The 12,006-nt window shown below is 25.8% G+C and carries 9 protein-coding genes; 8 read left to right on the plus strand and 1 reads right to left on the minus strand.

The window, feature by feature from the left end:
- The 7 genes from ADFLV_RS07190 (at position 1) to brxL (ending at position 9,695) form a co-directional block, all read left to right on the plus strand.
- Positions 1-657: a hypothetical protein gene (locus ADFLV_RS07190; protein ID WP_129011495.1), complete on the plus strand. Its 657-nt coding sequence runs from the start codon at positions 1-3 to the stop codon at positions 655-657.
- On the plus strand, positions 657-1,658 hold the full coding sequence (locus ADFLV_RS07195; RefSeq protein WP_172658767.1) for a PDDEXK nuclease domain-containing protein: 1,002 nt from the start codon (positions 657-659) through the stop codon (positions 1,656-1,658). Before ADFLV_RS07190 ends, ADFLV_RS07195 begins: the two co-directional genes overlap by 1 nt.
- Complete coding sequence (gene pglX / locus ADFLV_RS07200) at positions 1,659-3,410, plus strand: BREX-1 system adenine-specific DNA-methyltransferase PglX (RefSeq protein ID WP_129011494.1); 1,752 nt, start codon at positions 1,659-1,661, stop codon at positions 3,408-3,410.
- A gap of 97 nt (positions 3,411-3,507) precedes the next feature.
- The gene (locus ADFLV_RS07205) at positions 3,508-4,224 is read left to right on the plus strand and encodes a DUF6088 family protein (RefSeq protein WP_129011493.1); all 717 of its coding nucleotides are present in this window, start codon (positions 3,508-3,510) and stop codon (positions 4,222-4,224) included.
- A complete protein-coding gene (locus ADFLV_RS07210; RefSeq protein WP_129011492.1) occupies positions 4,221-5,186 on the plus strand; it encodes a nucleotidyl transferase AbiEii/AbiGii toxin family protein in 966 nt (321 codons plus the stop codon). The genes ADFLV_RS07205 and ADFLV_RS07210 overlap by 4 nt, the downstream gene beginning before the upstream one ends.
- A 1-nt stretch (position 5,187) precedes the next feature.
- A complete protein-coding gene (gene pglZ / locus ADFLV_RS07215; protein ID WP_129011491.1) occupies positions 5,188-7,659 on the plus strand; it encodes a BREX-1 system phosphatase PglZ type A in 2,472 nt (823 codons plus the stop codon).
- Positions 7,660-7,670: 11 nt separating this feature from the next.
- On the plus strand, positions 7,671-9,695 hold the full coding sequence (gene brxL / locus ADFLV_RS07220; protein ID WP_129011490.1) for a protease Lon-related BREX system protein BrxL: 2,025 nt from the start codon (positions 7,671-7,673) through the stop codon (positions 9,693-9,695).
- Positions 9,696-9,834: 139 nt separating this feature from the next.
- Here brxL and ADFLV_RS07225 read toward each other — a convergent pair whose 3' ends face one another.
- Positions 9,835-10,260, minus strand: a complete 426-nt coding sequence (locus tag ADFLV_RS07225; protein ID WP_129011489.1) for a hypothetical protein — start codon at positions 10,258-10,260, stop codon at positions 9,835-9,837.
- A gap of 136 nt (positions 10,261-10,396) precedes the next feature.
- Between ADFLV_RS07225 and ADFLV_RS07230 the strand changes: the two genes are divergently transcribed.
- Positions 10,397-12,004, plus strand: coding sequence for a type IV secretory system conjugative DNA transfer family protein (locus ADFLV_RS07230; RefSeq protein ID WP_129011488.1), 1,608 nt, complete (start codon positions 10,397-10,399; stop codon positions 12,002-12,004).
- Positions 12,005-12,006: the final 2 nt, after the last annotated feature.

A 12,006-nucleotide genomic window follows, 5' to 3' on the forward strand; every position in this document is an offset into this window, starting at 1 on the left:
ATGGAAATTATTACAAAAGTAAAAAATCAACTGGAAGAAATAAAGAAATTAACCACAAAAGAAATTTTAAATTATTTAAAAATAGTTGCTTTTAGTATTTTAATAGTGGTATTTTTTACTATTTTATTTCAATTTTTTATAGGTAATGGTGAAAGAATTATTGGATTAATTAGTGCATTAGGTATTTTAATATCTGCATTATTAGCTTCTTACTCTGTGATGTTGAATATAGAAAATACAAATAATAATGAAGAAAAGAAGAAAGAGTCTGAAAAAAAATCAAATATTATTTATTTATTTCAAAATTTAAATGACATATTGTCTGTATTAAATAGATATAAAGACACAGACATAGGAACTTTTAGAATAAATACTCACAATACTTTGCTGTTAATTTTAGAAAAAAAACTTGATAAGATTGACGATAAAGAAATAATAAAAAATCTAACCGATGATGAATCAAATTATTTGTTATTTGTTAGGTTAAGGTTATCTGAAAGTATTGGAATACTTTATAATTACACGCAATCAATTATTGTTGATGACCCTCAAAAGTTTAATGAAAATACAAAATTTATAATTGAAAAACTTAATCTATTAATACCACTATTGGCAACTAATAATAAAATTTATATTCAGAAAGTTGAGAATAAATAATGGATAAAAATCAAATCATCAATAAAGATTTTCAAACCGTACTAAGCCAAATACAAAATGCTAAACAAAAAGCATATAGCAGTGTTAATACTATTCTTATCGAGCTTTATTGGGAGATAGGAAAATATATATCTACAAAAACTACACAAGAAAATTGGGGTAAAGGTGTAGTCAAAGAGTTGGCAACTTTCTTAAAAGAAAAAGACCCAACTTCAAAAGGGTTTGGAGATAAAAACTTATGGCTTATGAAACAGTTTTTTGAAACTTACAAAGAAGATGAAAAACTCTACACACTGTGTAGAGAAATTTCTTGGAGCAATAATCGAAGGATAATGAGCTTACAAACCATAGAAGAGAGGGAGTTCTATCTTGTTTTATCTATTAAAAATAGATATTCCTACAGAGAACTTGACAAACAAATCAACACATCAACTTTTGAACGAACGATGATAGCTGATAAAAAACTCTCAACCGTACTAAAAGAATTACCTCAAAATGTAAGTGGAGTGTTTAAAGATAGCTATATTGTGGACTTTTTGGATTTACCACATAATCATAAAGAAAAAGATTTACAAAATGGACTTATAGGTTCACTAAAAGAGTTTATCTTAGAGCTTGGTCTGGGTTTTGCTTTTATAGGACAAGAGTATCGTGTGCAAGTGGGGAATGAAGATTTTTATATTGATTTGCTTTTTTTCCATAGAACTTTACAGTGTTTGGTGGCATTTGAGCTAAAAGTTGGCAAGTTTAAACCAAGTGATTTGGGACAGTTGGAGTTTTATCTTGAAGCACTTGATAGAGATGTAAAACAGCCCCAAGAAAATCCAAGTATTGGAGTGCTTCTTTGTAGAGAAAAAAATGATGAAGTAGTAGAGTACGCACTTAGTCGAACACTAAGTCCAACGATAATATCGCAATACAAAACAAAACTTATCCCAAAAGAGATACTACAACAAAAAATGAATGAACTTTATGAACAGCTTGAAAATGAGGAAAACTAAATGGCAACATACATAAGACTAACAGACTACAAAGACAGTGACAGCAAAGAACAAGGGTTTTTTAAGAGTGAAAATAGATATGAAGCAAAACAAGATGATTTTGCAAAAATCCCTGGAAGTCCTATTGCTTATTGGGTGAGTGATAAAATTTTTGATAATTTTAAAAATATTCCTAAATTACATAAATACGCAACACCAAGAGCTGGAATGATTACTGGAAACAATGAATTATTTGTAAAATTATGGCAAGAAATAAATTATAATAAAATTGGTTTTTCTTTTTCTAATCGGCAAGATGCACTTGAAAGTGTTTACAAGTGGTTTCCCTATCAAAAAGGTGGGGCAGCAAGAAAATGGTTCGGAAATAATGAATATATTGTAATTTGGGAAAATGATGGATTTTTATTAAAGACTACAACAGATAGTAATGGAAAAGTTCCTGCACATGCATTTAATGAAGAATATATTTTCAAACCTAATGCAAATTGGTCAGCAGTTACATCTGGATTATTTACTGTTAGAATTTCATTTAATGGTTCTTTATTTGATGCTTCAGGTTCTGCCGCTTTTCCAAATAATGAAAGTAACCTTTTAGGTATTTCTGCATTTTTAAATTCTAAGATAGCAAATTTTTTATTGAATGCAATAAATCCTACAATTAATTATCAAGCTTGGAATATTGGTAATTTACCAATAAATATAACAAATGGATTTATTAATAATATAGACACCTTAACTCAAGAATGTGTAGATATTTCAAAAGAAGAGTGGGATAGCAGAGAAATATCTTGGGATTTCACAGAAAATGAACTTCTAAAACACAAATCAGATTCTAAAATAGAAACTGCTTACAATAACTATTGTTCATATTGGAAAGAGAAGTTCTATAAACTTCACGCAAATGAAGAAGAGTTAAATAGACTATTTATAGATATTTATGAACTTGGCGATGAGCTAACACCTGATGTAGCTCTAAAAGACATAACTATCTTAAAAAGTGAATCAATCATCAATGACAATAATGAATTAGAGTTTAAAGCAGATGAGATTATGAAACAGTTTATATCTTATGCTGTTGGGGTTATGTTTGGAAGATACTCAATAGACAGTGATGGTTTAGTTGTGGCAAATCTAAATCAAGATTATCCAAAAGATACCACATTTGAAATAGATGATGATAATGTAATTCCTGTTTTAGAAGATGACTATTTTAGTGATGATATAGCAAGTAGAATAATCAACTTTGTAAAAACAACATTTGGAAGTGAAAGTTTAAGTGAAAATATCAATTTTATAGAAAAATGTTTGGGAAAAACTATCAGAGCTTATATGGTAAAAGATTTTTATGAAGACCATATCAAACGATATAAAAAAAGACCTATTTATTGGATGGTTTCAAGCCCTAAAAAAGGTTTTATGAGTCTCTGTTATATGCACAGATACACAAATGATTTGTTTGCAAGAGTTCAAAACAACTATTTAAGAGAATATATCACTAAATTAGAGGGTACAAAAGAGATTCAAAAACAAACAATTCTAAATGAAAATGCAACAAATAAAGATAAAAATGAAGCAGATAAAAGAATAAAAAATATTGAATTAAAACTAAAAGAACTAATCTCTTTTGATAGAGATAATTTAACTTCTTTTGCACAAAATAGAGTTGATATTGATTTAGATGATGGTGTAAAGGTAAATTACAATAAATTTAAAGAAGTTTTATATCCTATAAAAGGGTTGGATAAAGAGTAATTAATATTAAATATTACTTAAAATAAAATGTTTTTTATTTGAAAAACATTTCAAAATATTGTATAATTACAATATCAAAAAAGAAAAGGAGGTTAAGATGTCAGTAGCAAAGATAACAAGAGATTTTGTGACAAATATTGAAGGTGCAAAACTATTTACTTATGATGATATACCATGTTTAAATAAAACATCGGCTGCTATTGAACTTAGCCGACTTTTTAAAAAAGGTATTATAAAAAAAATTTCAAAAGGAAAATTTTATAAACCAAAAATTAGAGTGTTTGGAGAAGTTGCTCCAAATACAAATGATAAAATAAAAAGCTATCTAAAATCAGATGAAACAAATAGTTATGAAACAGGTGCAAATAGCTTTAGAAAACTAGGACTTACTACTCAAGTTTCAAATGAAACTGTAATAGCAACAAATGGAATATATAGAAAGGTAAAAATAGATAATATAAATCTAAAATTTATACCAAAAAGAGTTGATGTAAATGATGATGAGATTTATTTAGTTCAGATACTTGATGCTATAAAAGATATAAATAAAATACCTGCAACAACACCAAATGAAGTAGTTAAATATTTAAAAGAGATTATAAAAAAAGAATCTTTAGAAAATCAAAATAAGCTTACAAAATTTGCTTTGAAATATACTCCAAGAACAAGAGCAGTTTTAGGTGCGATTTTTAAAGAGATAGGAAATAAAAATTGTGCTTATGAGTTGAAATCAACTCTAAATCCAATGACAAATTATAAATTAAAAATAGAAGAAGATGTTATTAAAGATAGAAAATACTGGAATTTTATATGATATTACATAATGATAAAGAAACTTTTAATGATTTGATAGAAACAACAGCGGGAGTGCTTGGCATTCCTGCTGTTTTTATTGAAAAAGATTATTGGGTAACTTATATTTTAAATAGGTTATCAAAAAGCACTTATAAAGAAACTGCAATTTTTAAAGGTGGAACATCCTTATCAAAAGCATATAAAATTATAGATAGATTTTCAGAAGATATTGATTTAGCAATAATAACTGATGGAAAAGACGGAAATGCAGTTAAGAGTTTGATTAAAAATATTGAAAAAGCTTTGCTATATGAAAATTTTGAGGAAACGATTACTCCTCAAACCTCAAAAGGTTCAAAGTTTAGAAAAACGGTACATCAATATCCAAAGATAATAGAGGGTGATTTTGGACATGCAAATGAGAATTTAATCCTTGAATTAAACTCTTTTGCTAAGCCACATCCATTTGTTAGTAAAACTATATCTAGTTATATATTTGATTTTTTAAGTACTCAAAGTGATGAAGCAAAAAAATTAATTACTGATTTCCAGTTAGAGCCATTTGAAATAAATGTTTTGGATTATAAAAGAACATTTTGTGAAAAGATTAGTGCAGTTGCAAGAGCTTCATTTGAAAGTGATGAATTTTATAGTCAATTGAAAGAAAAAATAAGACATTTTTACGATATTTACCACTTAATGCAAGAAGATGAAATAAAAGCATTTTTAAATAGTAATGATATGAATATTATGATAGAAAATGTAAGAGAAGATGACCAAAAACAGTTTAGTTCTGATTGGGCAATTGTAAAATTACACTCAACAAAGATTTTTGAAAATATCAATATTTTAGATGAGTTAAATAGTTATTATAATAGTAATTTTAAAACATTGGTTTATTCAGAAACTTTACCAAATATAGAAGATATAAAAGCAAAATTTGAAGAGTTATCAAAAATACTAAAAGAGAAAGATTTATAGAATGAGTAAAATTGAACAAAGATTAAATACACTATTTCAAGAGCATAGAATTATCATTTGGTATGATGAGGGTGGAAGTTTAAAAGATGAGTTTGATTCAATCAATTTAGATATAAAAAAACTTGAATTAAATAATAATGAGTTTGGAATAAAAGTAAAAATACTTTATGAAGATAAAGCTTCTAAATATCTAATTTATTCTGCAAATGCTGAACCAAATATGGAAGATAATTGGCTTTTGGATATTGAACAAAGTTTTCATAAATTCTCTGCTGACCCAATAAGTATGATTGTTAGTGAACTAGATCTTGATATTACAAAAAAAGCATTTATTAGTGAACATAAAGCATTTTTCAATGCAAAAAGTAGATTTGATAAATATAAATCAATTATTACAGAAAAAGATAGTGATGAAGAATTAACAAATAAAATGATAGCAATTATTTTAAATTGTGATGAAACACTTGAAGAGATTTTATTTAAACTAATTGCAAATGAGAGTTTAATAGATGAGTTAGATAAATATGAACTAACAAAAAAATTATTAAAAGAGATTTCTAGTAGGTTTAAATATAAAAGTGATAAGTTATCAATAACTGATTTAACTTATAAACTTCTTCAAAATCATTTTTATTCAAATGTTGAGCCATCAAAATGTGAGCTAAATAAAGAAGCAACACTTTTTGTAAAACATTGGATGGATAGTAATAGACATAAAGAACTATTTAAAACTGTATCTTTAAAAGTGCAAAATGATTTAAATATTCAATCAATTATTTCAAATTATGAGTTGTCTCAAGTTATTGATTGTGATACTTATGAGGTTTGTGAACAACTTGTTATTGCAAAATTAAGAGATTTGATTGTTAGCTCAAAAATAAATGAAAAAGAGTTTGAAAACTATTTTAATAAAAGAGAACATAAGTTTTGGTATGAAAAATATGAGAATATTTATAAAGCATTTAATTATGCAATAAAACTTTATTTTGGAATAAACAATTTCAAAGTTGATATCTCAAGTTTTGAAGATGGTATAAATAAATATAGTGAATATTGGTATGAAATAGATTATAACTATCGAAAATTTGTCTATTTTTATAATCAAAGTAGCCATAAAGAGATACTAAAGTCTTTAAGTATTTTAGAAGATGCTTATTTAAACTCATATTTAAGAGTTTTAAATGATAAATGGCAAAATTTTGTAAAAGATTACTCTGTAAAAATAGTAAATCATCAAAGAAGTTTTTACAAATCAAAAGTTCCTCAAATAGTAGGAAAAAATCAAAAAGTATTTGTAATTATAAGTGATGCACTAAGATATGAATGTGCAAAAGAGTTATCAAAATTAATATCTTATGAAAATACAGAAAGTAGAAGTTTTAGTGTAAAAGAAAACTATATGATAAGCTCACTTCCTTCTTATACTCAACTTGGAATGGCTTCACTATTACCAAATAATGAAGTTGAAATAAAATCAACAGATGATACAGTTTATGTGGATGGAAAATCCTCAAAAGGGAAAGATGCAAGAACAAAAATTCTTCAAAGTGAAGATATAAACTCTATTGCAGTAAATGATGAAGAGTTTTTAACTCTAAATAGAGAAAGTGGAAGAGAATTAGTTAAATCAAATAATATAATTTATATTTATCATAACCAAATAGATGCAATGGGTGATGATGCTATAACCGAAGAAAAAGTATTTGATGCTGTTGAAAGCAGTTTTAGTACAATCACTAAAATTATAAAACAAATCGTAAATCTAAATGGAACAAATATATTTGTTACTGCTGATCATGGGTTTATTTATACAAATACACCAACGCAAGATAGTGAATTTTGTAAATTAGATACTACATTTATGGAAACTTCAAAAGTAAATAGAAGATTTGTTATTGGTAAAAATTTAGAAGAAAATAGTTGTACACAAAAGTTTAGTTCAGATGAATTAGGAATTAGTGGTGATAATGATTTTTATATTACAAAATCAATTAATAAAATCAGGAAACAAGGTGGTGGTAATAGATTTGTTCATGGGGGAGCTAGTCTTCAAGAGTTAGTTATTCCACTGCTTGAAATTAAATATCAAAGAAAAAATGTAATTAGTGAAGTTGAAGCTACAATAATGCCAATTTCAACAATTACAACAAATAATATAAATGTATCAATTTATCAAGAAGAGCCAATAAGTGATAAAGTAAAACCAATTACTCTTGTTTGTGGTTTTTATAGTGAAGATGGAGTTGAACTTAGTGATAAACATAAAATCACTTTAAATAGTAGTGATGAAGAAAATAGAAATAGAGAAAATAAATTAAGATTTACATTTAAAGAGATTTCAAATAAATATAGTGGAAAATTTATTAAATTTACTATGAAAAAAGTTATTGAAAATAGTAGTGAACAACCAATATATAAAACTTATGATGTTAAACTACAATTATCGTTCTTTAATGATTTTGATGAGTTTTAAAAAGGTTTATTATGGGTTTAAATGAAAAATTAAATGAAGTATATGCAGGACTTGTTGTTAGAAAAGATTTAACAAAATCTATAAAAGATGGTGCAAATGTTCCTATTTATGTACTTGAATATCTTCTTGGAATGTATTGTGCTACTGATAATGAAGAACAAATAAAAGATGGTGTTCAAAAAGTAAAAGACATCCTTGCTAAAAACTATGTTAGACCTGATGAAGCTGAAGTTGTAAAATCAAGAATTAAAGAGCAGGGTAGATATAAAATCATTGATAAAGTTAGTGTAAAACTAAATGAAAATAAAGATATTTATGAAGCTGAATTTTCAAATTTAGGTATCAAAAATATTTTTGTAGAGAGTGATTATGTAAAAAATTACCAAAAACTACTAGCTGGTGGTATTTGGTGTATTATGACTATTGAATATTTTAGTGATGAAAACTCAAAAAGTAGTCCATTTAGAATAGAAAATTTAAAACCTATTCAAATGCCTAATATGGATTTTGAAGGGTTTGTTAAAAATAGAAATAGATTCTCAAATGAAGAATGGATTGATATTTTAATTCGTTCAACTGGTATGGAGCCAACTAATTTAGATGATAAAACAAGATGGCATTTATTAGCTAGATTAATTCCATTTGTAGAAAACAATTACAATATGTGTGAACTAGGACCAAGAGGAACTGGTAAATCGTTTGTATATAAAGAAATTTCACCAAACTCTATATTGGTATCAGGTGGGCAAACTACTGTTGCTAACTTGTTTTACAATATGGGTTCAAGAACAATGGGATTAGTTGGTCTTTGGGATATAGTTGCATTTGATGAAGTTGCAGGTATTAGATTCAAAGATAAAGATGGTGTTCAAATAATGAAAGACTATATGGAAAGTGGTTCATTTGCAAGAGGAAAAGAGCAAAAAATAGCAAAAGCATCTATGATATTCGTGGGAAATATTGATGGAAGTATAGAAAATATTGTTAAAACTTCACATTTATTAAGTCCATTTCCAAAAGAGATGATTGATACGGCTTTCTTTGATAGATTCCATCACTATTTACCAGGGTGGGAAGTTCCAAAAATGAGACCTGAATTTTTTACAAATGAGTATGGTTTTATTACAGACTTTATGGCTGAATGGATGAGAGAACTACAAAAATACAATTTCTCAAATGCTATTGATAAGTTTTTTAAATTAGGAAGAGATTTAAATCAAAGAGATACAAAAGCTGTTAAAAAAACTGTTAGTGGTTTATTAAAACTTTTATTTCCTGATGAAAATTATACAAAAGAAGATGTGAGAGTTGCACTTGAGTATGCACTTGTTGGTAGAAGAAGAATAAAAGAACAACTAAAAAAAATTGGTGGTATGGAATTTTATGATGTAAATTTTTCATATATTGATTTGGAAAATAATGATGAAATAAGAGTAAATGTTCCTGAAAGTGGTGGTAAAAGTTTAATTCCTGATGGTGAATTACCAAATGGTTCTTTATATACTGTTGCAACTAATCCTGATACTTCTCATAAAGGTTTATTTAGATTTGATTTACAAGTTATGTCTGGAAATGGAAAACTAGATAGTGCAGGTTTTAGTAGTTCAAGTGACGTAAAAGAAGAGATAAAAGAAGCTGTAAATTATATAAATGCAAATTTAAATAGAGTTAGTATCAATGCAAAATACAAAGAACATGATTATTTTTTAAAGGTGCATGATTTAAATGGTATCGGAAAATCAAAAGGTATTTCACTTGCTGTATTTATTTCACTTTGTAGTGGAATATTAGAAAGACCTATATTATCTCAAACTGTTATTTTAGGTTCATTTTCTATTGGTGGAACAGTTATTGGAACTGATTCATTGCCTGATGCACTTCAAATTGCAAGTGATTCTGGTGCAAAAAAAGTTTTAATTCCAGTTGTTGATATGATTCATATAGGAAAAGTTCCCCCTGAATTATTGAGTAAATTTCAATTACTTATTTATTCAGATCCAATAGATGCAGTGTTTAAAAGTATTGGGGTTCAATAAGAGTAATAAAATATTAAATTAAAAGATATTACAGGTGCAATTTTAGAATATAAATAAAGTAAAACTATCACAAATATATTATTAAAAATAAATTATTTGGCTATGCTTTAAATTTAATTTAATTGCACTAGTACAGATTCTAATTTTCCATTTCATCTAATAAAAATTTTTCAAGTTCATATATACATTTATCATTAATTTCTAATTCTGCTATTTCTTTTTCATCTAAAACTCTATGATTATTTTTTGAAATACCTTTTATATTATTTTCTGCTATTTTTAAAAGTTCTAAATATTTTTTTGAAGTGGTATATGAAATATTTGCATATTTTCTTAAGTTATATTGAGTTGGTTCTATTTTTTGTTCTTTTAGTCGTAATAAACTATTTTCAAATTTTCTTCTTGTTGCTTCAATTTTTACAGAAGAAGCTTTTTTCATTGAATCAATTTTTTTTTCTGAAATTTCAATTTTTTTAAATTTAATTAATAACTCTACATCTAATTTATCTTTGAATTCTTTCAGTTCCTCCGGTGTTAAATCTAATCTATAAATAAATTTAGTCATATGTTCTCCTAATAAAATTGTATTTTAGCAAAAACTTTCTTTTAATAAACTAGTTTAAATCGTTTAACGATTAATACTATATTAAGAAAACTTTTTATATTATGCTTTTATGAAAAACTATAATTAGGAGAATATGATGAAAATGGGATTTAATACTCCAAGAGGAAAATATGTAAAAAGCATAGAAGTTCCAAAAGATTTTACTAATGCCATATTTTTTGGAAGAACAGGAAGTGGAAAAACAACAGGTGCAATATTACCAATAGTAGAAGATAGAATAAAATCTGATTATGGAATTTTGATATATGATTTTAAAGGAAATTTACATTTACAAGTAAAATATCTTGCAAATAAATATAATAGATTAGATGATGTTATAGAAATTGGAAAACCTTGGGGAAAAAACATAAATATACTTAAGTATCTAACTACAAAACAATTTTTAGAGATAGTACAATCAAATACTGAAGCAAAAACAGATTTTTGGGATATTGCTTCAAGAAACTTATTAGAGGGAGTTTATAATATTTTAAAACTTGAAAAATATATATACACTCAAATAAATAAACTATTAGAGAATGAGTATAAAAATGAGATAAATATAAAGAAGATTCATAAAATAGTAAATAAACCAAGCAATCTAAAAAAATTTCTATTAGATTATAAAAAATCTAAATTAAAATTAATACATTTAGAATTTGAAAATGTTTTAAATAAGACTGATAATACATACTTAATAGATACTATTTCTAAAAAACTAGAAGAGTTAAAAGAGAATTTAGAACTATTATCAAACTATGAATTAGCAGATGATGGTGATGATGCAGGAAGAAATGCAGTTGTTAGTCATTTAGCTTCATATACAGTAAATGCAGCATCATATGATTTTTTGAATAAAGATGAGTTTGATATTGTAAATAGTTTAAGAAGTGGAAAGATTATAATAATTGATGTTTCTAATTTAACAGAAAACAGTTTAAATCTAATAAATTTAGGGATATATTCATCATTACAAAGAATAAATGAGAAAAATTTAAAACCTGTATCAATTATCATAGATGAAGCTCAAAAGATTTTACATAAAGATTATTTACCACAAACAGATATTTGTAGAGAATCAAGATTTGAATATATTTTTGCAACTCAATCTGATGTATTACTAAAAAACAAACTTACATCTAATAAATATGATGAATTAATTGAAAATATAATAACAAGATGCTCATTTGCAACAAATACAAATGATTTAGAAGAGACATATGAATATATAGATAGTCATTTTAGGTCATACTTTGCAACACCAATACTTATAAATGATGAAGATTTATTTAATATAGAAATCATTTATCAAAAAAATATAGATGTATATGATTGTATAGATGGATATATAAATGATGATTTTTATCTAAAGTTTGATGCAAAACTATTTGAAGAGAATAAAATCTATAAGGTTTTTGAAAATGGAGAAAAAATAGAAGTTGATTTTTATGAAAAGATGGATGATAGCCCAATATTAGAAGATGAAAAAAGTATTGAAGAATTAATAGCTAACTTTGAATTGAGAAATTTTAAGGTTGAAGATAAAAAGAAAATAATTGCATTAGCTTATGCAATAGGAGAAATGAATGAAAGAATCGAAGAGAATAGAAAAATCATAGAACAATTTAAACAAGAGAAAAAAGAGATTGAAGAAGATTTCAAAATCGCTTTAAGGGGAATTAATGGGTTTAGGAATGGGGCATAAAA

Source organism: Arcobacter defluvii (genome assembly GCF_013201725.1).
In the GTDB taxonomy this organism is placed as follows: Bacteria; Campylobacterota; Campylobacteria; order Campylobacterales; family Arcobacteraceae; genus Aliarcobacter; species Aliarcobacter defluvii.

Bases quoted from the DNA above. Each gene is read 5' to 3' on its own strand.
- ADFLV_RS07190 (WP_129011495.1), top strand. From the start codon at position 1: ATGGAAATTATTACAAAAGTAAAAAATCAACTGGAAGAAATAAAGAAA.
- ADFLV_RS07195 (WP_172658767.1), top strand. From the start codon at position 657: ATGGATAAAAATCAAATCATCAATAAAGATTTTCAAACCGTACTAAGC.
- pglX (WP_129011494.1), top strand. From the start codon at position 1,659: ATGGCAACATACATAAGACTAACAGACTACAAAGACAGTGACAGCAAA.
- ADFLV_RS07205 (WP_129011493.1), top strand. From the start codon at position 3,508: ATGTCAGTAGCAAAGATAACAAGAGATTTTGTGACAAATATTGAAGGT.
- ADFLV_RS07210 (WP_129011492.1), top strand. From the start codon at position 4,221: ATGATATTACATAATGATAAAGAAACTTTTAATGATTTGATAGAAACA.
- pglZ (WP_129011491.1), top strand. From the start codon at position 5,188: ATGAGTAAAATTGAACAAAGATTAAATACACTATTTCAAGAGCATAGA.
- brxL (WP_129011490.1), top strand. From the start codon at position 7,671: ATGGGTTTAAATGAAAAATTAAATGAAGTATATGCAGGACTTGTTGTT.
- ADFLV_RS07225 (WP_129011489.1), bottom strand. From the start codon at position 10,260: ATGACTAAATTTATTTATAGATTAGATTTAACACCGGAGGAACTGAAA.
- ADFLV_RS07230 (WP_129011488.1), top strand. From the start codon at position 10,397: ATGAAAATGGGATTTAATACTCCAAGAGGAAAATATGTAAAAAGCATA.